The organism is Paraburkholderia tropica (assembly GCF_014171495.1).
GTDB classification, from domain to species: domain Bacteria; phylum Pseudomonadota; class Gammaproteobacteria; order Burkholderiales; family Burkholderiaceae; genus Paraburkholderia; species Paraburkholderia tropica.
The window spans coordinates 346,324-371,581 of sequence record NZ_CP049134.1 but is presented as its reverse complement, the minus strand read 5'-3'; the positions used below and the strand labels follow the sequence as shown (position 1 = coordinate 371,581).

Here is a 25,258-nt window from a genome sequence, read left to right as displayed (position 1 = left end):
ACGTTGCTCGATGTTGCGTTGCTTGCGTATCTGTCTACGTATCGGCGTGCGATGGCGTCGTGCGTCGCGTCGATCAGCTCGCGGACACGAGGCCCGCGCGCACCGCGATGCGCCACAAGCCGCGCTCGGTCGCATGGCGCACAAGATGCGCGCCGGTGCAGCCGAACTGCGCGAGCGCGAGCTTGTAGCGCTCGCACAGCGCATCGGCGCCGATCAGTTGCGGCGCGCAGGCGGCCAGCGCGACGTCGCGGCGCGCCAGCACCGCTTCGAGTCCCGCGAGTTCATGGCCGATCACGAGGCCCGAGAGGTAATCGGGCTGCTCGTCGGGCGCCAGTTGTTCGGTGAGACCGAGCGTGCGCGTGCTGAACGCCGTGGCGAGCAGGCCCGCGCTGCCGTGTTCGCGCGCGACGCTCACGCCGCGCAAAAACGCTGCCGTATCGGGCGCGGCCGGACGCTTCATCGTGCGGCCGAGAATCGTGTGCGCCGAAAGCGCCGCATAGACCTCGCCCGTCATGAAGGTGTAGAAACGCGCGATGCGCGCGCCTTCCACCACGGCCCATTTCGCGTGCGTGCCGGGCAGGCCGATCAGCGCGGCTTGCGTGCCGGCGGCGCTGTCGTCGTCGGCGTCGCTTGCGGGTTGCGCGCTCAATGCGCCGAAGATCTGCGTTTCCTCGCCGCGCATCACGTTGGGCAGCGCACCCGGTTCGAGCACGCCGGGCACCACGGCTACGTCCACGCCGCACGCCGCGCGCACCTTGACGATGCCGCCCACCAGCGCGTCCTCGCCCGCGGGCGTTTCCACGTAAGGCGCCTGCAACCAGCCTTGCGCGCTGCCGACCATGCCGGCCGCCAGCACCGGCAGCGCCGGCGTTTGCGCGAGCCAGACACCGCAGGCTTCGTCGAAGGCGGCGTCGAAGCCGCCCTCTTCCGCCGGCACCGGCAGATTCATGATGCCCGCCGTCGAAACGCGCGTGTCGAGCACCTCGCCCGCCGCATCGAACAGATACGCGCGCAGCGAAGTCGTTCCCCAATCGAGCGCGATCAACGCGGCCTGGCGCGTGCCCGGCTGCGCCGCGGCGCGGGTGTCCTTGCCCTGTTCCATGTGTTCTTGTGTGGTGCGGCCTGTCATCGGCGAATCCTGCGCGTAGCGGGTTGCGGCGCGCGCCAGCCGAGTTCCTGCGAGATCGCGCGCGCTTCGCGCTGCACGACCGGAATCAATTCGTCCATGCGTTCGAGCGGCATATAGGGAATCGTGCTCGCCACCGAGAGCGCCGCGACGATCGCACCCGACGCGTCGCGCACGGGCGCGGCCACGCAGCGGATCGACACTTCGTTTTCCTCCAGATCGAACGTGTAGCCGCCCGCCGAATAGGTGGCCATGCGCTTGATGAAAGTGTCCGGGTCGAGGCTGTGATCGGGGCGGAAGCTCACGCCCGCGAGCGTGCGGCGCGACGCTTCGAACAGATCTCGCCACGACTGCGGCGGGAGGTCGAGCATCATCGCCTTGCCGATGCCGGTCGACGCGAGCGGCATCCGGTGACCGACGCGCGAGCGCATTTCGAGCCCGCGCTGGCCGGGGATCTTGTCGATGTAGAGCACGTCGTCGCCGTCGCGCACGCCCATGTGGATCGTGTCGAGCGTGGCGTCGGCGAGCGCTTCGAGATGCGTGCGCGCGACCGCCGTGAGCGGCATCTGTTCGAGCGCGATGGTGCCGAGTTCGATCAGCTTTGGGCCGAGCAGATAGCCGCCCTGCACCTGACGCAGATAGCGCGCCTGCACGAGGCTCGACACTAGGCGGTGCGTGGTGCTGCGCGTCGTGCCGAGCACCGCGCCGAACGAACGCAGATCGCGCACGCCGGCGGCGGCCGCTTCGAGGATCGCGAGGCCGCGCAGCAGCGTCTGCGTGCCGGCTTGCGTCGAGCCGTCGAGCAGCGCGCCCGGCAGACCGAGGATTTCATCGCCGCCGGAGCGGGCTTTCGTGGAAGACGCAGATGCCGACGCGGACGACACAGCGCGCTGGGCGGCATGCACGGCATGGGCGGCGGCGGCTTCGGGCGCGGCCTGGCCGTTCGAAGCGGCGGCGAGGCGTTCGGCGAGCGTCGGGGACATCGCTTTATTCATGGCGAGGTCGATCAGATGGACGTGGGGAGAGCGCGCGGCGTCAGACGACGGCGCGCGGGCCATGGTTCGGTGAGGGGCGATGCGCTCGGGCGCAAGGCGGCGCCCGGTGCGTGGACGCACGGCGAGTGGCCGCGTTTTCCGCAGGCTGGAACATGGCAAACGTCTCCGGTTTTCGCCTGGCTGGACGAACGCTGCGCGCCGCCGCCGGGCTTTGTCTTGAGTGGTGCCGACTGCGTCGGGTGCGCCTGTTTTGCCATTGCTGGGCGCGCCCTGTCGGATGGGTTGGATTGTAGGGCGGTTTTTCCGCGATCTCCAATATGTGATTGGGGCGTTCAGATATTGGGATATCCGACCCCCTGGCCGGACGGCCAACGCTGCGGACGCGCTTGATTGAATCGGGGGCGCGATCCGGCGGCGATCCAGAGACTTGAGCGATGTCAGGCCCGGTGCGCATCGGGCCGGAATCGGTGCTTGGTCCTCTGGAGGAGATATAAAATTTTGTATAAAGTTACCGATGTCAAACCGCTCGAATTCTGCGGCGGCGCACTGGCCGACCTGAAGCGCTTTCCTGAAAAGGCGCGTATCGAAGCCGGGCGTCAGCTGCGCCGCGTGCAGCACGGCCTCGACCCGCACGACTGGAAGCCCATGAATCCGGTCGCGCCCGGCGCGCGGGAAATTCGCCTGCGCGACGTGCGCGGCGCGTTTCGCGTGCTCTACGTGGCGAACATTCGTCACACCGTTCACGTGCTGCACTGTTTCGCGAAGAAAACGGAAAAAACGTCCTTCAGCGACCTTTCGCTTGCCCGGCAGCGCTACCGCGCCGCCCTCAAACCGGAGCCCGAAGCATGAAAATCGAAACGTTCGACAGCGTCTGGGATGCGCTCGAAACCACGCCCGAAGCGGCGCAAAACATGACGCTGCGCTGCGACCTCATGATCGCACTCGAGGAGTACATCAAGGAGAACGCGCTGAGCCAGGCACAGGCCGCGAAGATCTTCGGCGTCACGCAACCGCGCGTGTCCGACCTCGTGCGCGGCAAGATCGACCTGTTCTCGCTCGACTCGCTCATCAACATGGCCGTGGCCGCGGGCATGAAAGTGGAGCTGCGCATTTCGCGGCGCACGCCGCGCGATGGCCACGACAATAAAAAAACGGCCGCCCGCTAACCGGACGACCGTCTTTCGCTTTTCGCCTGCCACAGCCAAAGCGCCAGCGCGCTTGAACCAGGCAAGCGCCTTACTTCCCAGCCGGCGCCTTATACGCCACGCAGTCCACTTCCACCTTGCAGTCGATCACCATGCTCGACTGCACGCAGGCGCGCGCGGGCGGATGATCGCCGAAGTACTCGCGGAACACCTTGTTGAACGACTGGAAGTCGCGCGCGTCATCGAGCCAGACGCCGCAGCGCACCACGTGCTCCGGGCCATAACCCGCTTCCTTGAGGATGGCGAACACGTTCTGGATCGTCTTGTGCGACTGCTCGACGATGCCGCCGTTGATCACCTCGCCGTTTTCCATCGGCGTCTGGCCCGAGACGTAGAGCCAGCCGTCGGCTTCCACCGCGCGCGCGAACGGCAGATGTTGACCGCCCTGGCCCTTGCCGCCTTCCACTCCATATCGTTTCATCGTTTGCTCCTTTGAGATCGCTTTGAGATCGTGCGGCGCGCGTCGTCCTGCGCCGCGCCGCGTGTCGACATTGAATCGGCTTAAAAAGCCACGTTGGCGCTGGTGTTCGCACTCGCCTCGCGCGGACCGCGCGCCACGAAATGCCCGGCGCGCTCGCCGGTCGGCTGGCCGTCGCGGTATGACAGCACGCCGTTCACCCATACCGCGTCGATGCCCTCGGCCACTTGCTGCGGCTTGTCGAAGGTCGCGGCGTCGCGCACCTTCGCGGGATCGAACAGCACGAGGTCGGCGTGCCAGCCCACGTGCACCTCGCCGCGCTGCGCGAGGCCGTATCGCCGCGCCGACAAACCCGTCATCTTGCGCACCGCCTCTTCGAGCGGCAGCAACTGCTCGTCGCGCGCGTAGTGGCCGAGCACGCGCGGAAACGCGCCCCACAAGCGCGGATGCGGCAGCGGATCGTTCGGCAAGCCGTCGGAGCCCACCATCGTCGCGGGATGCGAGAGGATGCGGCGCACGTCGTCCTCCGACATGTTGTGATAGACCGCGCCCGCCGGTTGCAGGCGCTTGCCCGCCTCCTGCTGCGAGACGCCCCATTCGGCGGCGATGTCCTTGATCAGCTTGCCCGCCTGCTCGGGATGCGGCGTGGACCACGTGATCGTGATGTCGATGTCGCCCGTCACCTGCTTGAGGTCGAGCGTCGACGAACTGCGGCTGTACGGATAGCAATCGCAGCCCACCGGCTGATACTTGCGCGCGCCGTCGAGCGACGCGAGCACTTCCGCGCTGCGCCCCCAGTTCGACGGCCCCGCGCATTTCAGATGCGAGATCACCACCGGCACGCGCGCGTGCTTGCCGATGTGATACGCCTCCTCCATCGCGTCGAGAATTGCGTCGAATTCCGTACGCATATGCGTGGTGTAGAGCGCGCCCGCGGCGGCGAGCGGCTCGGCGAGCGTGGCGACTTCCTCGGTCGAGGCTTCGTACGCGGAGCCGTACGCAAGACCCGTCGACAAGCCGAGCGCGCCATTCGCGAGCGCTTCTTCGAGTTGCGCGCGCATGGCCGCGACTTCGTCACGGGTCGCCGCGCGCTTGAGGTCATCCAGATGATTGTTGCGCAGCGCCGTATGGCCGATCAGCGCGCCCACGTTCACGGCGGGCTTCGCCGCGTTCACGGCCGCGACATACGCGGCGAAGGTCGGATACGCGAATGCCTCGCGCGCGCCGAGCAGGTTCATCGGATCGGGCGGATCGCCCTTGAGCGCGACCGGCGCGGCGCTGATGCCGCAATTGCCGACCACCACCGTCGTCACGCCCTGGCTGATCTTCGGCAGCATCTGCGGCGAGCGGATCACGTGGGTGTCGTCGTGCGTGTGCACGTCGATGAAACCCGGCGCGAGAGCGCGCCCGTTCGCCTCGATCACTTCTTCGGCGAGCCAGTTCGACAGATTACCGATGGCGACGATGCGTCCGTCGCGCAACGCCACGTCGCGTTCGACGGGCGGCGCGCCCGTGCCGTCATACAGCATGGCGCCGACGATCAGCGTATCGGCGGCTTCGGGGTGCGAATGCATGTCAGTCTCCCAGTGGCTGGCGCTCGCCGCCGCGCCCGGCGGTGCCGCGATGCGCGTCGAGCGTGTGCTTCATGCGGCGCAGCAATTCGCGGCTGGACTCGGGCTGCGCGAGCGCGAGTTCGGTCACGAGCACGTCGAGCGCCATCAGCATCGCGTAACGCGACGACGACGGCTTGTAAATAAAGTCGGTCTCGCTCGCGACGATCGGCACGAGCCAATCGGCGAGCGCGGCCAGCGGCGACGCGGGCGCGGTCACGGCGATCAGCTTCGCGCCGTAGTCGCGCGCGATGCGGCACGCGTCGAGCAGTTCGGGCACGCGTCCTGTTAGCGACAACGCGACGACCACGCAATCGGGCGCGAGCGTGCTCGCCACCATCCGTTGCAACAGGCTATCCTGGTATGAGGCGACGGGGCGTCCAAGGCGTACGAGGCGAAAGCGCATTTCGTCGGCGAGCGCGCTGGAGCCGCCGCCCATGCCGAACACATAGATCATGCGGGCCTGCGCGAGCGCGGCGGCGGCCTCGGCGAACGGCGCCTGGCGCAGCAATTCGTGATTCTGCTCGAGTGCGGCGTGAATCTCGCCGTAAACCCGGGTAGCGAGCGGTGCGTCTGCGTCGGGTGTGGCATTGGCTTTGCTGGCATCGCGCCTGGCGCCTTTGGCACCCTTGGCGCGCTTTGCCTTCGCAGGCTCGCCCTGTCCGGCCGCGCCGCGCAGGAATCGCTCGCCCACGGCAGCCGCCTGGGCGAGGCGCAGTTTGAGTTCGCGCACGTCGTGGCAGCCGACGGCCTTGGCGAAGCGCGTGACGGTCGCGATGCTCACGCCCGCGCGCCGAGCCAGTTCGCCGATGCTCGCGCGCGCGGCGCTGGCGAGATCGTCGAGAATCAGGGCGGCGACGTCGCGCTCGGCGGGACGCAGATCCGGCACGCATTGCGCGATGCGCGCGACGATGTCGAAGCGGCCCGGTTCGGCGGCAGAATTCATGGCAGGCAGGACGTAAGCGGACGGAACGGAGGGGAACGGCGAAAGCGCCGTGTTAGTAAATAACAATTCACGAAGCGATGGTACTTTGTGTACTATCACCGAGTCAACGGCGAACCTGTCTGTACCGTGATATCAGGCGCAATAGAGAATATGGAGCGAACCGAGATGAAAGTTACAAACTATCAGAGTGCGACGATCGACCCGAACAGCAAGGGCCTCGGCAACGTGCCCGGCGCGAGCGTGCCGTTGCAGGACGCGGGCCGTCTCGAATGGAATCTGCTCGCCGAAGACGTGAGCCTGCCGGCCGCCGTTCTGTATGCGGACCGCGTCGAACACAATCTGAAGTGGATGCAGGACTTCGTCACGCGCTACGGCGTGAAGCTCGCGCCGCACGGCAAGACCACGATGGCGCCGCAACTGTTCCGCCGCCAGCTCGAAACCGGCGCGTGGGGCATCACGCTCGCCACGGCGCATCAGACGCGCGCCGCGTATCGCGGCGGCGTCACGCGCGTGCTGATGGCCAACCAGCTCGTGGGCCGCCGCAACATGGCGATCATCGCCGAACTGCTCAGCGATCCGGAGTTCGAGTTCTTCTGTCTCGTCGATTCGGTCGCGGGCGTCGAACAGCTCGGCGAATTCTTCCGCGCCTCGCGCCGCACGCTGAACCTGCTGCTCGAACTCGGCGTGCCGCGCGGGCGCACCGGCGTGCGCGACGCCGACACGCGCCGCGCCGTGCTCGAAGCCATCGCGCGCTATCCCGATTCGCTGCAACTCGCGGGCGTCGAGATCTACGAAGGCATCCTCAAAGAAGAAAGCGAAGTGCGCACCTTCCTGCGCGACGCGCTCAACGTGACCGAGGAACTCGCCGCCGCGGGCCGCTTCTCGCGCTCGCCCGCGCTGCTCTCGGGCGCGGGTTCGGCGTGGTACGACGTGGTCGCCGAAGAATTCGCGCAGGCCAGCCAGGCGGGCACGATCGACGTGGTGCTGCGCCCCGGCTGCTATCTCACGCACGACGTGGGCGTCTACAAGCAGGCGCAATCGCAGATCCTCACGCGCAATCCGGTCGCGCGCGAAATGGGCGTGGCGCTGCTGCCCGCGCTGCAACTGTGGGCTTATGTGCAGTCGATTCCGGAACCGGGCCGCGCGATCATCGGCTTCGGCAAGCGCGACGCCGCCTTCGACGCGGGCTTTCCGGAAGCCACGCGCCACTATCGTCCGTCACGCGATGGCGAGGTGACGGGCGCGCCGCGCGAGATCGCCGCGAGCGAAGGCTGGGAAGTGTTTCAGATGATGGATCAGCACGCGTATCTGCAGATTCCGGCGGGCGCGGACATTCAGGTCGGCGACATGATCGGCTTCGACATCTCGCACCCGTGTCTCACGTTCGACAAGTGGCGCCAGTTGCTGATGGTGGACGGCCAGTATCGCGTGACCGAAGTGATCGAAACGTTCTTCTGAGTTTTCCGCGTCCGGATGTAACAAGGCGGCGGTCGCACAGTGTGCGCCGCCGCCTGAATTTTTTGCGCGTGCGTTAAACGGCGTTCACGCCCCGTCCTGAGCACCCGCCTGCATCGCCGCGACGCCGATCCGCTCTTCCATCATCTTCAACGCGCCCGACAGCGCGGTGAGCGCGTCGTCGGGCAGCGACATCGTCTGGTTCAGAAACGCATTGCGGCGCGGCAAGCCCGCTTCGATCACCTCGCGCCCGGCGGCCGTGAGCTTCACATTGGTGATGCGGTTGTCGCGCTCATCGGCGCTGCGTGCGATCCAGCCAAGCGCTTCGAGCGGCTTCAACTGACGCGTGAGCGCGCCCGGGTCCACGCGCAGACGCTCGACAAGCCGCTTCTGCGACGACTCGCCGTTCTGGTCGTGCAGCGCGAGCAGGATGCGCCAGCGCGGCAGCGGATGCCCCACCTGCGCCTCGAACGCCGACATGAAAGCGCGATAAGTGCGTCCGAACTGCTGAACGATGGCGATGCGGTCCTGAGTTTCCATGCTGAAAAATCCTGCCTGGCGGTTAAAGCGGGGTTGGGCGGTGTTGATAAAAGACGCGGCAAACACCCGCCATCAGTCCGCGTGAATCACGGGCTCGACCTTGCGCTGAAGCTTGATGAGCGGCACGCGCCGCGTCTGCCATAGCGAGACGAGCGCGACCAGCGCCGCCAGCGCGATGCCCAGATGGATCGCGCCCACCAGCGCCTCGCGCGCGGCTTCGAGCAGCGGCGCGCCATTGTGCCCGGCCTTGGCGAGTTCGCCAATCAGCGCGGTCTGCGCGTCGCGATTCACCAGAATCTGCGGATCGGCGAGTTGCGGCAGCCAGTGCGTCGCCTGATCGGCCGCGAGCGATTTTTGCACGCCGCTCGCGTAGAGCTGCGTGACCATCGTGCCGGTCAGCGCCGTGCCGATCATCCCGCCGATCATGCGCAGCGATTGCAGCAGCGCCGTGGCGATGCCCAGATGCTCGCGGCCCGCCGTCTGCTGCGCGAACACCGTGAGATTCGGCATCACGAAACCGAGCCCAAGGCCGCCGACGATCATGAACGTCATCAGCAGCCCGCGCGGCATGGAGCGCGTCGCGAGCGCGACCGCGAAACAGGCGATCGCGAGCATCGCGAAGCCGATGTAGAGCATCAGATTCGGATTGCGGATGCGCGAGACGATGCGCCCGTTCGCAATGCTGCCGATCGTGATGAACACCACCAGCGGCGTGATGACGACGCCCGCCTCGTTCGGCGACATGCCGAAGCCGCCCTGGAACAGCAGCGGCGCGTAGAACAGCAGCGAGAACATCGTGAAGCCGCCGAGCACGGCGAGCGTGAACAGCGCATTGAGGCTCGCGTTGCGGAACATGTCGACGGGCAGAATCGCCTGCGGGCAGCGCCGCTCCCATTGCCACAGCGCCCACGCCGCCGCGACGGCGAGCGCGAGCAGGCCGAGCGCGCCGAACGTCACGCCATGCTCGGGCAGACGTTCGACGAACAGTTGCAGGCAGCCGAGCGTCACGGCGATCAGCAGCGCGCCGGGCCAGTCGAGCCGCATGCGTCCGGTGTGCGCGACCTGGCGCAGATGCGGCAGGAAACGCCAGACGAAGTACAGCGAAAGCAGGCCGACCGGCAGGTTCACGTAGAACACCGAACGCCAGCCGTAGTACTGCGTGAGAAAACCGCCGAGCGACGGCCCAACCGCGTTGGCGATGCCGAACGCCGAACTCATCAGCACCTGCCAGCGCAGACGCACGACCGAATCGGGAAAGAGATCGGGAATGCAGGCGAACGCGGTGCCCACGAGCATGCCGCCGCCGATGCCTTGCAGGCCGCGCGCGATCACGAGGAACAACATGCTGTTGGCCGCGCCGCAGAGCACCGAGGCCGCCGTGAAGACGACGATCGACGCGATCACGAAGGGTTTGCGCCCGTAGTAATCGCCGAGCCGGCCGAAAATGGGGACGGTGACAACCGAGGTGAGCAGATAGGACGTGGCGACCCACGCGTAAAGCTCGAAGCCGCGCAGGTCGGCGACGATGGTCGGCAGCGCGGTGCCGACGACGGTCTGATCGAGCGCGACCAGCATGGTCACGAACGAGACGCCGAGCATGGCGAGCAGCGACTCGCGGAACGGCAGCACCTGCCCGCTGGAATGGTGGGCGGCGGTATGAACGGCCATTTTTTGATCCCGCAACGTTTGACGCGTCAAAGATTACGAATCATAGCATGGTGCGATCCTCTACACTGGGCGTCTAATGGACGGTTTGGCTCGACGAGGCGCACGCTTTTTGCATGTTGCCGGGTGTTTTCCCGGCGCGCTCAATCCGTCGCGCCACGCCGCTTTCATCGGGAGATTTATGGGGCCAAATACTAATTTGTCCAATTTTGCCGATTTGTCCGACGTCGATCTCGCCGCGCTCAAGCGCGCGAAGCACGAACTCGAAACGCCGCCGCTGGGCATGAAGCTGGCCGCCATCGTCGGCGCGCCGGTCGAAAAGCTGATCGCGAAGCTGCCTGCCATGGCCAACGACAAGGTCAACGACGCCACCCAGGCCGCCTTGCGCAAATGTCTGCAGATCGCGCTCAAGACGCTCGGCAAGCAGGGCGAAGGCGCACTGACGAGCGTCGGCTTGAATAGCGGCCCGAACGGCGGCGGCCCGAACGGCGCGGCGGCGCAGGTCGTATCGAAACCCAGCAACCTGCTGCACAAGTTCGCCGTCGCGACCACGGGCGCGGCGGGCGGCGCGTTCGGCCTGTTCGCGCTGCCGGTCGAATTGCCCGTCACAACTACGCTGATGTTCCGCTCGATCTGCGATATCGCGCGCAGCGAAGGCGAGCAACTTGCGAACGCCGACACGCAATTGCAATGTCTGACGGTGTTCGGCATGGGCGGCCGCTCCGCCGCCGACGACGAAGCCGACTTCGGCTACTTCATCGTGCGCGGCGCGCTGGCGCAGGCGGTCTCGAAGGCGTCATCGGAAATGGCGACGAAGGGCTTCGCCGCACATGGCTCGACCGCGCTGCTCAAGCTCATGCAGACGGTCGCCACGCGCTTTTCCGTGCAGGTCAGCGAGCAAGTGGCCGCGAAATCGATTCCGGCCATCGGCGCGGTGTTGGGCGCGATGGTCAACACCGTGTTCATCGACCACTTCCAGAACGTCGCGCACGGTCACTTCACCGTGCGGCGGCTGGAGCGCAAATACGGCGAAGCCGCGATCCATGCGGCCTATGACGCGATCGATCTCGCGCTGGAATGAGCGCGCTGCACGCAACCGCGTCACGCAATCCCGCGCGCACCTGCGTCACGCGACGGTTTGCGTCGGCAACGCGGCGGCCTTGCGCGCCCGCGCGGTGACGTCGGCGGCGCTGACCTGCTTCACGAAACGCGCGGAGGCATCGAGCGCGCGCCGCGCCTCCGGCATGAACGGCGCGTAGATCGGCCAGATATGCGGCAGATCGCGCCCGATCTCGCACTCGACGCTCACGCCCGCGGCGCGCGCACGCTCGGCGACGCGCAAGGTGTCGTCGAGCAGCGTTTCGGTGCTGCCCGCGAGAAGAAAGAGCGGCGGCAAGCCATGAAAATCGGCGTAAAGCGGCGACACATAGGGATGCGTTGCACGCGTTGCGCCCAGATACATCGACGCGATACGCGCGAAGACGTCGCCGCAGAACATCGGATCGCGGCCATCGTTCGCGCGGATCGACGCGCCTGTGCACGCCAGATCGGTCCACGGTGAATAAAGCAGCGCGCCGCCCGGCAACGGATCGCCGGCATCGCGCAAGGCGACCAGCGTGGCGAGCGCGAGTCCGCCGCCTGCCGAATCGCCCGCGATCACCAGCGACGCAGCCGGCGCGCCCTCATCGAGCAGGCGCCGGTAGGCAGCCAGCGCATCGTCGAGCGCGGCGGGAAACGGATGCTCGGGCGCGAGGCGATAGTCGAGCGAGAAAACATCGGCATCGGCGCGCGTGGCGAGCCCGAACGTAATCGCGCGATGCGTGCGCGGCGAACAGAAGTAGTAGCCGCCGCCATGCAGATAGAGAATCGTGCGCGGCGCCCCGCCCTCGCGCACCAGCCATTCACCGCGCACGGACGGTTCGTCGGCGCCGCCTTGACCTTGTTCGCGCTGTTCGGGCTGCGCGTAAAGCTGCCAGCCCTTCGGCACCGGCGGCAGCCAGACGCGCTTTTCCGTGAGCGCGCGGGTGCGCGCCACGTCGACCGGCTTGCGCGTTTCGGGCAGAAAGCGGCGGCGCAGCCCCCAGCAGATCAGCTTGTTTTGCAGGCTCATCGCGCGGATTCCCGTGCGCCGCCTGAACGACTCGTCGATGGGGTCATGGGCTCCCTGGCGGTGAACGCTTCAAGGCCGCTCAGTTCGCGGGCAGCACCTGGCCGCGGATCTCGCCGGACGGATTCTGCTGCGTATGCACGTTGAAGTACCACTGGCCGGCCATCAGATCGGTGACCTGCTTGTCGTTGAGCGTCGCCGAACCCTTGATCGGGCTCGCCAGTTCACCCTTCGGAATCGGCACCTGCACGCCGGCATTCTGGCCGACGGGCGCAGGACCGTGAAAGTGCGCGGCCGTGACCGGCGTCGTCAGACCTTCGTAGGTGATGGTCCAGTTGAGCGCTTTTGTCGACGTGTCGAAGGTCGCGTTGAGCATGCCGTGGCCCTTGCTCACGCGCGGCGGCACTTCACTGGAGGGTTCGAGATCGGCCTTGAGCGCGACGGTGTCGGCGAAGGCGGCGCTGGAGGCAAGGACACACAGTGCGAGAGCAAACTGCAGCGGACGAAGCGCTTTCATGGGAGTTCTCCGTTTGTTGTGACGCAGCGCACCAGACCGTTTGCGATGGCCGCGCGCGTGCGTGTAGGCACATGCTAGAGCAAATCCGACAACGACGTCGGATTCCGATTGCAGCATGCCGCATTCCACCCCGTGAAGCGGAAAGCCCGATGAAAGCAGCGGGCGAAAAAAAAGAGCGCCGCAAGCGACGCTCTCCAACCCAAGTACGACTTGATTGCCTACCCAACTTGTTGTGCAACGATCGCGCGATCCGGCCGGGACCCGGATCGCGCGGTTCATGCTTTTTAGAAGCGGTGACGGATACCCGTCGTGATGATGCCTTGGTTCTTCGACGACGAGACACCACCGTCCGACGTGTAGCCAACTTGCGTCAGGCCCACAGCGTTCTGGCCCGAACCCCACAGGCCGACGCCTTCGAGGTAGATGTCGGTGCGCTTCGAGAGCGCGTAGTCGGCCTGAAGGCCGAACTGATGCCAGTGCACCGAGCGGCTACCGGTGCCGTTGTCGACGCCGTCGCCGTTCGCGTTCGTGTACGTGTACATCGCGCCGATGCCGAGTGCCGGCGTCAGGTTGTAGCGCACGTTGCCTTCGATGTTGTTGAAGCGAACCGACTTGTCGGCCGTGAAGTTGTTCAGACGCGTTTGCGTGAACACCACGCCGCCGACCACCGGACCGTACGTGTAGCTCGCGCCGGCACCCCAGGTGCGCTGACGCTCGTTCGCGCCCAGCGGGTCGCCGACGACCGCGCCGTTGCCGTTGCGGTCCATGCCCTGCGCCTGCAGGTAGGCCGCGCCAACGCGCAGACCGGCGTTCTGGTAGCTCGCACCCGCGCTGTACGCGCGGTTGTTCGCGAAGCCGCCGGCCTGGTTCGAGAAGGCGTACGTGCCGCCGAACTGGAAGCCCGAGTAGTTCGCGCTCGTGTACTTGATCGAGTTGTTCAGCGAGAACGAGCCGTTGCCGTTGTCGTTGTCCATGACGTGCGCCATGTAGGTGCCGCCCCACGTGCCGACTGCCATCAGCGGGCCGACGTAGTCGACCACCGAGTCGAACTGACGGCCGAACGTGACCGTGCCGAACTGCGCTTGCGAGAGACCCACGAACGACTGGCGATTGAACAGGCCGCCGTTCTGCTTGCCGTTCATCACGTCGAAGCCGCTTTCGAGGTTGAAGACTGCCTTCAGGCCGCCACCCAGATCTTCAACGCCGCGCAGGCCCCAACGGCTTGCCTGGACGTTGCCGCTCGTCATGGCGTAATTGCGTTCGCCGCCGATGTTCGTCGTGTACGTGAAGCCCGCGTCGACGATACCGTACAGCGTGACGCTGCTTTGCGCGTACGACGCCGATGCGAACGTCGCAGCGACTGCCGCTGCGATTACCAGATGCTTTTTCATATGCTTCCTTCGATGCAAAGCCTTTCGGCAAAAGTGGATGTCGCCGCCGGGCAAGGTGCCGGCCTCGCCAGATCCCTCGCGCCGCGAGTGTGGCGCCGCATTGATATGCAAACCGAAGTTTATGGGCGTGCGTTTTAAAGCAGCCATCCCGGCATCGAGCAAAAGCATTTTCGACAATGTCGAATGATTGCACGCGTTAACCCTGCAATCGCTTGAGTGGCAATGCGCACGCTTTATCTCTATTTTTCGTGGGTGCGCATTGTGCGAAACATTATCCCGATATAACGTTGCCGATAGACAACACGCTGCCAGCTCGACGCAGCAAAGATTCGGAGCAGTCTCATTTTCATGGGCCGGTTTCGATCGGTACTATCCGGCAGACACCGTGTAAATTCCCGCCTTCGATTTCGTTTCGCCCCACTACTTTTATTCGTCGAATGCAAAACGGAATTTAACGCTTTTACCGCTTATTCATTTTTATATTTTCCGCCTCCTTTACGCGGTCCACTCCACACGCGCTCACGTCGATGCGACCGAAGAACATGAATCAATTGCAGGCAATGCGCGTATTCGTCAGCGTTGCCGAACAGGGCTCGTTCGGGCGCGCAGCCGCGAGTCTCAATCTCTCGAACGCGGTCGTGACGCGCTACGTGGCGCTGCTCGAAGCCCATCTCGATACGCGCCTCATCAACCGCAACACGCGCAGCGTATCGCTGACCGAGGCCGGCAGCGCGTATTCGCAGGCGTGCCGCCATCTGCTCGAAGATCTCGAGCGCGTCGAAACGCAGATCGCGCACGGCGTCTCGGTGCCGTCGGGCACGTTGCGGGTGGTCGCGCACGCGTCGTTCGCGCTGCACGGCCTCACGCCCCTGCTCAAGCAGTACCTCGCCGAGTTTGCGCACGTGCGGCTCGCGCTCACGCTGCTGCATCGGCCCGTTGATCTGATCGAGGAAGGTTTCGACGCGGGCATCGTCGCGCCGCGCCAGGTGAGCGGCGGCACGCTGATCCGCCGGCCGCTCGTCACCATCGCGCCGGTCGCCGTGGCGTCGCCCGACTATCTCGATCGACATCGCGCGCCCGCGCGTCCCGCCGATCTCGCGCGCCACACGCTGCTCGCGCCGTCCGCCGACATTCATGGCAACGAGTGGCACTTCGCCACGCCCGGCGGCGCGCGCGAGCCCGTGATGATCGAACCCGCCTACGCGGTCAACAATTCGGCGATGTTGCGTCAGGCGGCGCTCGCGGGCATGGGCATCACGATCCTGCCCGCCAGCCAGGTGGCCGCCGACCTCGCGCAGGGTGCGCTCGTGCGCGTGCTCGACGGCTATGAGATCCGCGACGCCGACAAGGAGCTGTCGCTCGTCTATCCGGGCCGCCGTCACGTGCCCGCAAAAACACGCTCGTTCGTCGATTTCACGGTCGAGTGGTTCCGGCGGCACGAGTCGCCGCGTCAGACGATTATCGACACTTCGTGTAATAGTTAATTGACCGTTTTTATCTCGATTTTTATCGGCACGCGGACTAAGCTTCCCGATGCGAGAAGTGACTCTTCATCGAAGGGTCTCCAAGCTTGAACGCGGCTTCGGCCGCGTTTTTTTTATACTGCGTGCGCCCGCACGACTGTTCGCATTCCTTTCTGGCAGTTCTGTCAGTTTCGCGCCATTCGACTGACAGAAAATACTTAGGCCAATAGCGCCGCCTGCTGCTCGATGTTGTCGAGCAGCGCATGGCAAGTGCGAATCAACTCGAAGCCCTCTTCGCGCAATTGCTCCGCTGTGTGACTGTTCATGTGACGGCGATACGTTTCGAGCACCGCAAGCAGCGCCGGATATTGCAGCACGCCCACCGCGCCCGCGAGCCGGTGATGCCAGTCGCGCAAGCCCGCGATATCCACGTCTTCGAGCAGCGGCGGCAGCGCGTCCAGATCGTCGCGCACGGCGCTCACGAACGAAGCGAGCAACGTCTTCACCGTCGCTTCGCTGCCCCACACCTGAATCATGTGCGCGAGGTCGAGCGGTTCCAGCTCGCGCGTTCCTGATCCCGTTGCCCCCGAGTCGGCGGCCGAGACCTGGCATTCCGCGCTTGTGGCGCAGCCGGCGCAATCGTCGCGCTGCGCGCGATGCGGACAGGCAGCGCCGCGCTCCGCCGACGCCTCCGCCGCGCGATGCACGCCCTCCGCGCCGAACCAGCGCGCGAGATGCTCGCGCAGCGTCGCGACGCGCGTGGGCTTGATGAGGCAATCGTCCATGCCCGCCTCGTAGCACAGGCGCACATTTTCCGGTGCGGTGTTGGCGGTGATGCCGAGAATCGGCAAGCGGGCGGCGGCACTCGCGGGTGCATCGGCTGTCTTTCGGCTTCCTTCCCGGCCGCCTTCTCCCCCGCGTTCTCCCCGGCCCCCGCGCTCGCCTTCGAGTTCGCGCACGCGGCGCGCGAGGTCGTAGCCCGAGACGTTCGGCATATGACAGTCGGTGATGAGGCAGCCGTAGCGCTCGCTCGCCAGCGCCTCGAGCGCCTGTGCGCCGTCGTCGACCACATCGCACGCGAAGCCGAGCAGCGCGAGCTGATGACGGATCAATTCCTGGTTGACCGGATGATCTTCGGCCACGAGGATCAGGCGGCCCGCCGCGCGCTCCTTCTCGCGATCGGGCGCGGCGAGTCCGCTTTCCGACGCGTCGGCCGGGCGCACCGCGACGTTCGGCAGCCCCGAGAGCGCCATCGCACACGCCGCGCTCAGCCCACGCCACGAAAGCGGATTAATACTGACGCGCACGCCGTTCTCCGCCACGCGATAGCCGCTCGGCTTGGGATTTTCCGTCAGACGCAGCAGCGGCACGCCCTGCCCCTCCAGCGCGCCCGCCAGCGCTTCCGACGCGAACACGAGATCGACGCCGCCGCGTTTGACCATCGTGCGCAGCGCCCGCAGCGGACGCGCGCCGGGCTCCAGACGCGTCATCTCCATGCCGAGCGACACGCCGAAATGCATCAACGCGCCCGCCACGCCGCCATCGTCGCAGACCACCAGCGCGCGCTTGCCGCGCACACCGTTCGCCTGCACGGCGAGCGTTTCGACCGGCAGATCGATATGCAGTGCGAGGCGCGTACCGCGACCCAGTTCGCTCTGCAATTCGAGCGTGCCGTCCATCAGCGCCGCGAGCTTGCGGCAGATCGTCAGGCCCAGACCCGTGCCGCCGAAGCGCCGCGTGGTGGAGGTTTCGGCCTGCACGAACGGCTCGAAGAGTTGCGCCTGAGCCTGCGGCGCGATGCCGATGCCGGTGTCGGAGACCGACAGCGTCACGCGCTGGCGCGCGGGCGCGTCGGCGGCGTGCGCGAGGTTCTGCGCCGCCACGCCCACGCTCACCTCGCCGTGCGGCGTGAATTTGATCGCATTGCTGAGCAGATTGAAGAGAATCTGACGCAGGCGCCCGCTGTCGCCGCGTAGCTGCGCCGCCACGCCGGGTTCGACGTCCACGCGCATGCGCAGCCCTTTCTCGTGCGCGCGGCCGGCGAGCAGTCCAACGGCGTTGTCGACCAGCTCGCGCACGTCGAACGGCTCCGAGTCGATCACCAGCCGCCCCGCCTGGATCTTCGAATAATCGAGCAGGTCGTCGAGGATCTGCAGCAGCGCGCCCGCCGATTCGTGCACCATGCCCACCATCTGATGCTGATCCGGATTCAGCGGCGTGCGTTCGAGCACTTCCACGAGGCCGAGCACGCCGTTCATGGGCGTGCGGATCTCGTGGCTCATCATGGCGAGGAAGTCGTCCTTGGCGCGCGAGGCCGCCTCGGCGAGATCGCGCGCGCGGGCCAGCTCGTCGGCGCGCGCGTGTTCGACGCTCGCATCCACCGCATAGCCGCTCCAGACGACCGCGCCGTTTTCGACACGGCGCGGCACGAATTCCGCGCGCACCCACAGCGGGGCGGGCGTGCACTCGAAACGAAACTCGGTGTTGACCGGCGCGAGCCGCCGCGCCGACCGTTCGAGCTTCGCCGCGAGCCGCGCGCGGTCGCGGCTGTCCACGCGCGACAGATCGAGCGCGTTCGCGCGCATGAGTTCGGCGGCGGAATCGCCGAGCGGCCCTTGCGTGTCGCCCGCGAGATACGGGAATGCGTAGTGTCCGTCGGCATGACGGCGCAGCTGGAACACGATCACGGGCAGCGAGCCGGTGACGTCCGACAGCAACCGCTCCGACTCGCGCGCGCGCATTTCGGCGCGGCGGATATCGGTGATGTCGATCATCGTGCCGAGTACGCAAAACGGCGCGTCATGCACGTCGCGGCACAGGCGCGTCCAGAAAATGCCGTGGCGTTTTTCGCGTTCCGCCCCGGCGCACTGGCCCGCCGCGCCGGAAGCGCCCGGTCCCTCGAAGGCCAGTTCGACGCGCTGGCTCTCGCCCGTCTCCAGCGCCTTGCGGTACAGGTCGTCGACGCGCTCGCTGTTCTCCGCACCCCACGCCGCCACCGTCGCGCCGGTACGGCCCAGCACCTCGCCGCGCGACAGCCCGGTCACCTCCTCGTAGGCGCGGTTTACCGCGAGATAGCGGTTGTCGAGGTCGCGCGCACCGAGCGGGTACGGGATCATCTCCATCATCGTGTCCTGCAGCTCGACCTGTTTGGCGAGCACCTGCTCGGCGCGCCGGCGGCGGCGCATCTCGCGCTGCAGCAGCGCATGGGCGCGCAGTGTAACGAGCAGCACCACGCCGAACACGATCAGAAGCGGCAACAGACGCAGCGCATTCACGCTCCAGCCGCCGCCGCGCTCAGTTGCCGCGGCGGTCCAGCGATTGCGGATCTGCTGCTGCTCGAACGGCGACATGGCGTCGAGCGCGCGGTCGATCAGCGTGACGAGCGGAGTAAGGTCGCCGCGCACCGCGAAGGCCGTCGACGCGTCGATGCCGGTCGCGCCGAGCACCTTGAGCGTCTCCAGATAGCGCGCGCTCAGCGGTCCGTCGAGCGCCGCCGCGTTGCCGATCAGCACGTCGGCCTGATTGCGCTCGACGAGCGCGAGCCCGGCTTCGAGCGTGGGCGCGCGCACGATCTGCGCCGGCACCGCGCTGCCGAACAGCAAGGAAGACGGCGGCGCATGCGGCGACAACACCACGCGGCGTGTCGCATAGTCCTTGAGACCGCGCGACATCGGCTCGTCGCGACGCCCCACGATCACGAGCGGATAACGTTCGTAGGCCTGCGTGTAGCGCGTGCCTTCGGACAACACGCCTTCGTCGGTTGCGGCGGCGAGCAGCGCGAAATCGCCGCGCCGGAACGGCGCGTCGACGCCCAGCCAGTTGGCGACCGGCACGCGCGTGAAGGTCACGCCGAGCGTGCGGCTCAGGTAATCGAGATAATCGTTGGCCATGCCCGTCGCACCGTCGCGCGCAGCCATCGCGCTGAACGGCAGCCAGTCCGCATCGAAGCCCACCTTGAGCGGCGGCAATGCCGCCAGCCACGCGCGCTCGCGGGCGTCGAGCGTAAACGGCGGCACGCGTTGCGCGCCGGTCGTCTGGGCGTCGTCTGCCCCTGCCGCCGGATGACCGTCGAGCCAGCGCGCCTGCAGCGCCGTCGCGGCGGCCGGACGCACGCCGCTCGCCAGCACGTTCAGGCGATCGCGCAGCGCGATCTTCGAAACCGGCACGCCAAAGCGCAGTTCGCGCACGTTGACCCGCACTTCGAACGCCACGCGCAAACCGGCGTAATCGTCGAACGAAAGCTGGTAGCGCACGACGGGCGCGAATCCCGCATAAACGTCCGCCGCGCCGTGAGCGACGGCATGAAGCGCCGCGCCGGTATTCGCGAAGGTGACGAGGGTGGCTTGCGGGAAGCGCTCGCGCAGCATCGCCTCTAACACATAGCCTTTTTCGACCGCGATGCGCGCGTGCGCGAGCCGCGACGCCGTGGTGGCGACCGCCTCGTTGCCCGCGCGCGTGACGAACGCGCTTCCGCCGCTCAGGTAGGGCACCGTGAACGCGAGACAGCGCTCGCGCTGCGGCACGCGCGCGATGCTCATGATCACGTCGACCTCGCCCGCGCATGCGCCCGCGAGCAAGGCGCTCATGTCGGGATAGACGCGCGGCACGAGTTGCACCGACGGCCCCACGAGCAGACGCAGATACTCCGCGCTGAAGCCGCTGAGCGCATGCTCGTCGAGCACTTCGAGCGGCGGCCAGCCGCCCGTCAGCACGCCCACGACGAGGCGTGACGGCATGCTGGCTGTCTGGCTTCCGGCGGCGACACTGTTCGCGTTCGCGTTTGCGACTTGCTGCGCTCGGGCGGGGGCGGCGAATGCTGTCGTCAGCGTGATCGCGAGACAGAAGGCCAACGCCAGGGCCAATGCCAATTTCGCCGCCTGACAGACAACCATGCCGATGACCATGCCGATCGCCCCACCGCGCGCGCCGCTTCCCCACGCGCAACGTTGCGCGACGCGAGTGGAAAGGAGCGGCGGAGTCGGCAAGAGAATGGCCTCGCTCAGCTCGGGCCGTGGCCGTTGCGAGACGCGTCGCGCTGCGCACGCGACCGGATACGCCCCCTCGCACGCAGACGCAGCGCCAGCCGGTGAGCGATGCCCGCCGCGATGCCGCCCAGCATCGGCGCGGCCCAGAACAGCCAGAGCTGATCGAGCGCCCAGTCGCCCACGAACAAGGCCGGCGCGGTGGACCGCGCCGGATTCATGCCGCCATTGCTCACCGGAATCGCAATCAGATAGATTGCGGCGAGGCAGGCGCCGAGCGCCATGGGCGCGGCCTTGCGCCGCTGCGGCGAGCGCGACATGACAAGCTGTAGCAGCACGAACGCGAACGTCATCACGCACTCGACGACCGCCACCGCACCGAACGCATACTCGCAGGGCGAATGCTCGTCGTAGCCATTGCTGGCGAAATCCGACACCGCGAAGGAAAAACCCGGCCGGCCGCTCGCGACGTAGGCAAGCAAGGCCGTGCCGAGGAGCGCGCCGACGGTTTGCGCGGCGATATACGGCACGACATCGCGTACCGGGAATCGCCCCGACGCCGCAAAGCCGATCGTCACCGCGGGATTGAAATGCGCACTCGACACCCGCGCCGACGCGAAACCGGCCACCGCCAGCGCGAGACCGAACGCTGCCGCCATTTCGAAGACATTCCAGCCCTGCGCGGGCACGGCGCCATTGAGCGCGGCGCTCGCGCAGCCGACGAACACGAGCCACGCGGTGCCCGCGCCCTCCACCGCCACACGGTCTACGAGCTTCATGGTGTTGTCTCCTTGTCCAGCTGGCGCGACGCGCGCGTTCCCGCCGGCAGCCGGCGAGGGCTGCCGCACGGGTGGCCAGCGATGTCAGGAAGGGGAAATGCCGAAGGGAGAAAGCCAAACCGGCGCTATCCGACAATTCGCGCGTCGAGCTTTAAATTATGGTGAGCGGCGTCCCATCGTCCGATAGGACAACTCCTAAAAATGCGAAGGCGATTCAGTCGCAGTTGCGCGCGAAATCTGACAGAACGTCGGATCGCGGGGCGGCGGCGCGGCGTGGTCGAGCGTTTCAGGTGAGGCCGATCTGCGTGGCGAATTCGATCAGTTCGCGCTCGGTGGCGAGGCCGAACTTGCGCATCGCGTTGCGCTTTTGCGTGCTGACGGTCTTCACGCTACGCCCGAGCTGCCGCGCGATGGCGCCAATCGGCATGCCATGCACGTAGAGCTGCAGCACTTCCCACTCGCGCGCGCTCGGCACGCCGACGCATGGTTCGCAGCCCGCACCCGCGCGCTCGAGCACCGAGCGCGTGCAGGCGGACTGAAACGGCTCACGAACGCGTGCGGCGTCGATCGCGGGCAGCAAGGCGTACGGCACGTCGCGCTTGTCGACGATTACCTGCAAGCCGTGTTGCAGCAAGCCGCTGAGCATGGGCGCGCTGGAGATCATGGTGAGCACGACGACAGCGGGCGCGCGCGGCGTGCGGACCAGACGCCGCAGCATGGAGAGCGAACTGTATTCGCCGTCCATGCCCGGCATGCAGACGTCCGAGATCACCACGTCGCAGGCGTGCGCGTCGAGCTGACATGCAAGCGAGTGCGTGTCGCTGGCTTCGGCCACCACGTCGATGCGCGGCGACGCGCGCAGCAAGCCGGTCACGCCGATGCGCACGCACTCGTGATCGTCCGCGACGATCACGCGCACGCGTTCCGCCTGTTCCGTTTGTTCCGCTTGATCGGCCCTCGCCACCTGCGCCCCCATTCAGCGGCCCTCGCCCTGCACGACACCGCACTCGAGCGCGAAGCGGTACAGGTCGATATCCGTCGTGAGCGCGAGCTTCTTCATGGCCGCGCACTTCTGCGCGCTGATGGTTTTCACGCTGCGCCCGAGCAGACCCGCGATCTCGGTCACGCCCAGCCCCGACGCGTAATGCGTGAGCACCTCGAACTCGCGCCGGGACAGCAGCCGCAGCACCTCTTCGCGCCGCTGCTCGCGCTCGGCCTTCTTCAGCAGTTCGCGCACGACCGGGCCGATGTAGTGCTCGCGCGCCATGGCCGAAGCGATCGCCACGGGAATCAGGTCGATGCGGTCGCGCTTGCTCAACACCGCCTCGACGTTCAGATTGATGGCGCTGCGCAGCGCCGCCGCCTCGTCTTCCATGGTCAGCACCACGACGGCTTTGTCCGGGTAGGTGCGCTGAAAGCGCTGCACCGCGTCGTGGCCTTCCTCGCCACGCTCGCCGGGCATGTAGAGGTCCAGCACGGCGAGGTCGAAATCGTGCTGCTGCGCCTCCTCGAACAGTTGCGGCACCGATTGCGCGCGCGCCACGACGCGCAGATTGGACAGCGAAGCAAGCAGATTCTCGAGTGCGAACAGCACCAGTGGATGATCGTCCGCGACGATGATCCGCGCGGGCCGCGTCAATTCATGAGTCTCGGGCATGGCAATTTCCGGCGTGCGGCGTGGCCGCTCATAGCAGTCCGTGCGCGCGCACGAAGGCGAACAGTCCTGCGTCGTTGCTGACGCCCAGCTTGGCCATGGCGTCGCGCTTCTGGCGGCTCACCGTGCGGACGTCGCGGTCGAGCTCGCGCGCGATTTCGGTGATGGTGCGGCCGCAGACGAACTGACGGACCACTTCCGACTCGCGCGGCGACAGACGCGGCGCACGCGTTGAACCCGCGCGCTCCGCGCCCGCGATGGCGAGGTCGCTCAGAATCGACCGGCTGACGTAGCGCAAGCCGTTTCCGGCGCCGCGTACGGCGGCGGTGAGCTCCTCCATCGGCTCGCTCTTTCTGAGCAGCGCCGTGACCCCCGTGTCGAGCACGGCGCGCAGAATGGCCACGTTGGTGATGCTGGTGAGCACGACGATGCGGCATTGCGGCCAGTCGCGGCGCAGACGACGCACGAGCGGCAGACCGTCTTCGATCTCGCCCGGCGCGCTGGGCATGGTGAGGTCAGTGACCGCGACGTCGCAGGGAAGGCGCTCGAGCGCGCTGATGAGTTCGCACGGGCTGGCTGCCTCGCCAACGACATGGACATCGCCTGCGGCTTCGAGCGCGGAACGAACGCCCAATAAAACGAATGGATGATCGTCCGCGAGGACGACGCGTAGCTTCAAGTTGGCTCTCTCTCGATGTGACAGGGAAGGGGCGGCGATGTGCGCGCGGCGGACGCGCCAACTCGCTCTGTGCCTTGTCTGCGTAGAGCGGTACGCAGCAGGGTCTCCCATCTGAACATCGATTAACGATTGCCAGTATCAGAGATTTCCGAATCGTTAAACTTACTTTAAATACGCATCACGTATCGCTTATTCGAATCAAATAATTCGATATGCGAATTAAATAAAAAAACTCAGAACATCCTGTCAGCGAATGACTGATACGGCGACAGTCAAACGGAAACGCGCTGTCTCGCACCGCGCGACGCGCGGCTTTGCTGACGTGCCAGCGGCGTGCGTGCAAAGGCCGGCCACGCCAACGCTGCGCAGGCAGCGCCCGCGAGCCACACGGCAGGCCAGCCGAACGCCGACAACAGGACAGGAATCGCGGAAGGCACCAGCCAGAAGGCGAGAAAGGCGCCGCTGTTGCCCATCGCCAGCGCCGTGCCGGTGCGGCTGTGGCCCGCCTGCGTCGCAAGCTCGGTGTACGCGACGCCGTGCCATGCCGATGCAGCAATGCCGCCCGCCACGAGCAACACGAACAATGCCGACAACGCCGCCGCCGATTGCACGCCCTGCCCGGTGTTCCCCACGAGCGCGGTCGAGATCGCCAGCAGTACGAACAATCCGACGGTGAGCGCCGCGCACGCGCGCAGATAGGCGTTGCGGTTGCCGCGCCGATCGGTCCAGCGGCCGCTCCAGACCCGCATGACTGCCGCCCCGCCCTGCACCGCCGCGAGCGCCGCGCCGATCGCCACGCCATGCATGTGGCCGAAATCGTGCAGAAAGACGCTCGCGAACGAGATCACCGCGACTTGCGGCATGCACAGCGCCGCGATGCCGATCGCCACGCGCCACACCGGCGCGCTGCGCAACGGCGAGACGGTCGGGTCCGATGCGGCGTCGGCGTTCGCTGTCGGCGTGACGGGCAGCGCGTCCGGCTCGCGCACCCACAGCATCGTCAGAATGGCGGAAGCAAGACACATCGCCGCCAGCGCGCCGTACATCCACACAAAGCCCGCGTGCTGCGCCAGCGGCGGCAACAGCAACGCGCCGATGCCGGCGCCCGTCGGCACGGCGGTCTGACGGATGCTCATTGCGAGACCGCGCTCGGCGGGTCCGAACCAGGCCATCACCGCGCGTCCGCTCGAACCGTTGACACTGCCGCCGAGCAAGCCGATGGCGAGGAACCCCGCTTCGAGCAGCGGCAATCCCGGCACGCGCGTCTCGGTCGGCGTGACCCACACGGCCATGGCGAGCAGCGCCGCCGCCGTCGAGACGAGTCCCGTGAGCAGCACGCGCCGGTCGCCCCAGCGGTCGGTTAGCATGCCCCACGGCAATTCGCTCAGGACGATCCCGAGACCCAGCATGCCGAGCAACAAGCCGAGTGCGCCCGTGTCGATACGGTAGCCCGAGCGGATCAGCACCGCCGTGGCCGGAATGCCCGAAAACGCGGCCGCGAAACTGGCGTTGGCCGCCACGCCCACGCTCAAGACTTTCCATCGATGCGGCGCGGCGCGCCCCTGTGCGTACTCCATGATGCGCTCCAGAAAGAGGTTGACTGCGCTCATGCTAGAGGCGCACCATCTATCGGAAAAGCGGGAATATCCAAACGGTTGAATCGGAATTTCCGAAATCTGAAATCCCGGGTTGCCAGCCCGGTTCGCAGCCGGTCCGGCTCATCCAC

At 66.8% G+C, this 25,258-nt stretch carries 21 protein-coding genes; 5 read left to right on the top strand and 16 right to left on the bottom strand.

What is annotated here, in order from left to right:
• Positions 1 to 73: 73 nt before the first annotated feature.
• Complete coding sequence (locus G5S35_RS01735) at positions 74 to 1,102, bottom strand: 2-dehydro-3-deoxygalactonokinase (RefSeq protein WP_065063103.1); 1,029 nt, start codon at positions 1,100 to 1,102, stop codon at positions 74 to 76.
• 23 nt (positions 1,103 to 1,125) lie between these two features.
• Entirely contained in the window at positions 1,126 to 2,121 is a 996-nt protein-coding gene (locus tag G5S35_RS01730; RefSeq protein ID WP_176079410.1) for an IclR family transcriptional regulator, read from the bottom strand.
• A 471-nt stretch (positions 2,122 to 2,592) separates the two neighbouring features.
• Between G5S35_RS01730 and G5S35_RS01725 the strand changes: the two genes are divergently transcribed.
• Both G5S35_RS01725 and G5S35_RS01720 read left to right on the top strand, forming a co-directional pair.
• Positions 2,593 to 2,970 (top strand): type II toxin-antitoxin system RelE/ParE family toxin, encoded by a 378-nt coding sequence (locus tag G5S35_RS01725; RefSeq protein ID WP_237181317.1) that lies wholly within the window; start codon positions 2,593 to 2,595, stop codon positions 2,968 to 2,970.
• Positions 2,967 to 3,287: a helix-turn-helix domain-containing protein gene (locus tag G5S35_RS01720; protein WP_183038506.1), complete on the top strand. Its 321-nt coding sequence runs from the start codon at positions 2,967 to 2,969 to the stop codon at positions 3,285 to 3,287. The genes G5S35_RS01725 and G5S35_RS01720 overlap by 4 nt, the downstream gene beginning before the upstream one ends.
• 70 nt (positions 3,288 to 3,357) lie before the next feature.
• Here G5S35_RS01720 and G5S35_RS01715 read toward each other — a convergent pair whose 3' ends face one another.
• From G5S35_RS01715 to G5S35_RS01705, 3 genes are all read right to left on the bottom strand, one after another.
• Entirely contained in the window at positions 3,358 to 3,747 is a 390-nt protein-coding gene (locus G5S35_RS01715; RefSeq protein WP_065063098.1) for a RidA family protein, read from the bottom strand.
• 80 nt (positions 3,748 to 3,827) lie between these two features.
• A complete protein-coding gene (locus G5S35_RS01710; RefSeq protein WP_176079411.1) occupies positions 3,828 to 5,318 on the bottom strand; it encodes an N-acyl-D-amino-acid deacylase family protein in 1,491 nt (496 codons plus the stop codon).
• Position 5,319: 1 nt separating this feature from the next.
• Positions 5,320 to 6,300 (bottom strand): MurR/RpiR family transcriptional regulator, encoded by a 981-nt coding sequence (locus tag G5S35_RS01705; protein WP_074981505.1) that lies wholly within the window; start codon positions 6,298 to 6,300, stop codon positions 5,320 to 5,322.
• Positions 6,301 to 6,465: 165 nt separating this feature from the next.
• Between G5S35_RS01705 and G5S35_RS01700 the strand changes: the two genes are divergently transcribed.
• Positions 6,466 to 7,758: an amino acid deaminase gene (locus G5S35_RS01700; protein ID WP_065063094.1), complete on the top strand. Its 1,293-nt coding sequence runs from the start codon at positions 6,466 to 6,468 to the stop codon at positions 7,756 to 7,758.
• Between the two features lie 84 nt (positions 7,759 to 7,842).
• Here G5S35_RS01700 and G5S35_RS01695 read toward each other — a convergent pair whose 3' ends face one another.
• Together G5S35_RS01695 and G5S35_RS01690 are read right to left on the bottom strand one after the other, a co-directional pair.
• Complete coding sequence (locus tag G5S35_RS01695; protein ID WP_065063092.1) at positions 7,843 to 8,295, bottom strand: MarR family winged helix-turn-helix transcriptional regulator; 453 nt, start codon at positions 8,293 to 8,295, stop codon at positions 7,843 to 7,845.
• 72 nt (positions 8,296 to 8,367) lie between these two features.
• Entirely contained in the window at positions 8,368 to 9,963 is a 1,596-nt protein-coding gene (locus G5S35_RS01690; protein ID WP_065063090.1) for an MDR family MFS transporter, read from the bottom strand.
• Positions 9,964 to 10,159: 196 nt separating this feature from the next.
• Between G5S35_RS01690 and G5S35_RS01685 the strand changes: the two genes are divergently transcribed.
• Positions 10,160 to 11,041 carry an EcsC family protein gene (locus tag G5S35_RS01685; protein ID WP_373681567.1) on the top strand — a complete coding sequence of 294 codons (882 nt, stop codon included), beginning with the start codon at positions 10,160 to 10,162 and terminating at the stop codon, positions 11,039 to 11,041.
• A 45-nt stretch (positions 11,042 to 11,086) separates the two neighbouring features.
• Here the strand turns inward: G5S35_RS01685 and G5S35_RS01680 are convergent, their stop codons facing one another.
• The 3 genes from G5S35_RS01680 to G5S35_RS01670 form a co-directional block, all read right to left on the bottom strand.
• Complete coding sequence (locus G5S35_RS01680) at positions 11,087 to 12,070, bottom strand: alpha/beta hydrolase (RefSeq protein ID WP_065063086.1); 984 nt, start codon at positions 12,068 to 12,070, stop codon at positions 11,087 to 11,089.
• Positions 12,071 to 12,149: 79 nt separating this feature from the next.
• A complete protein-coding gene (locus tag G5S35_RS01675; RefSeq protein ID WP_065063085.1) occupies positions 12,150 to 12,584 on the bottom strand; it encodes a CHRD domain-containing protein in 435 nt (144 codons plus the stop codon).
• 284 nt (positions 12,585 to 12,868) lie between these two features.
• Positions 12,869 to 13,975, bottom strand: coding sequence for a porin (locus tag G5S35_RS01670; RefSeq protein ID WP_074981503.1), 1,107 nt, complete (start codon positions 13,973 to 13,975; stop codon positions 12,869 to 12,871).
• A gap of 542 nt (positions 13,976 to 14,517) precedes the next feature.
• Between G5S35_RS01670 and G5S35_RS01665 the strand changes: the two genes are divergently transcribed.
• Positions 14,518 to 15,459 carry a LysR family transcriptional regulator gene (locus G5S35_RS01665; protein WP_124260953.1) on the top strand — a complete coding sequence of 314 codons (942 nt, stop codon included), beginning with the start codon at positions 14,518 to 14,520 and terminating at the stop codon, positions 15,457 to 15,459.
• Between the two features lie 197 nt (positions 15,460 to 15,656).
• Here G5S35_RS01665 and G5S35_RS01660 read toward each other — a convergent pair whose 3' ends face one another.
• The 6 genes from G5S35_RS01660 to G5S35_RS01635 all read right to left on the bottom strand — a co-directional run bounded on the left by G5S35_RS01660 (position 15,657) and on the right by G5S35_RS01635 (position 25,142).
• Entirely contained in the window at positions 15,657 to 20,174 is a 4,518-nt protein-coding gene (locus tag G5S35_RS01660; protein WP_237181316.1) for an ATP-binding protein, read from the bottom strand.
• A gap of 263 nt (positions 20,175 to 20,437) precedes the next feature.
• The gene (locus G5S35_RS01655) at positions 20,438 to 21,199 is read right to left on the bottom strand and encodes an aquaporin (protein WP_065063079.1); all 762 of its coding nucleotides are present in this window, start codon (positions 21,197 to 21,199) and stop codon (positions 20,438 to 20,440) included.
• Positions 21,200 to 21,485: 286 nt separating this feature from the next.
• On the bottom strand, positions 21,486 to 22,163 hold the full coding sequence (locus tag G5S35_RS01650; RefSeq protein ID WP_237181315.1) for a response regulator: 678 nt from the start codon (positions 22,161 to 22,163) through the stop codon (positions 21,486 to 21,488).
• Between the two features lie 12 nt (positions 22,164 to 22,175).
• Positions 22,176 to 22,856 (bottom strand): response regulator, encoded by a 681-nt coding sequence (locus G5S35_RS01645; RefSeq protein WP_065063075.1) that lies wholly within the window; start codon positions 22,854 to 22,856, stop codon positions 22,176 to 22,178.
• A 28-nt stretch (positions 22,857 to 22,884) separates the two neighbouring features.
• Positions 22,885 to 23,643, bottom strand: a complete 759-nt coding sequence (locus tag G5S35_RS01640; protein WP_080180187.1) for a response regulator — start codon at positions 23,641 to 23,643, stop codon at positions 22,885 to 22,887.
• A gap of 161 nt (positions 23,644 to 23,804) precedes the next feature.
• Positions 23,805 to 25,142, bottom strand: coding sequence for an MFS transporter (locus tag G5S35_RS01635; RefSeq protein WP_237181314.1), 1,338 nt, complete (start codon positions 25,140 to 25,142; stop codon positions 23,805 to 23,807).
• Positions 25,143 to 25,258: the final 116 nt, after the last annotated feature.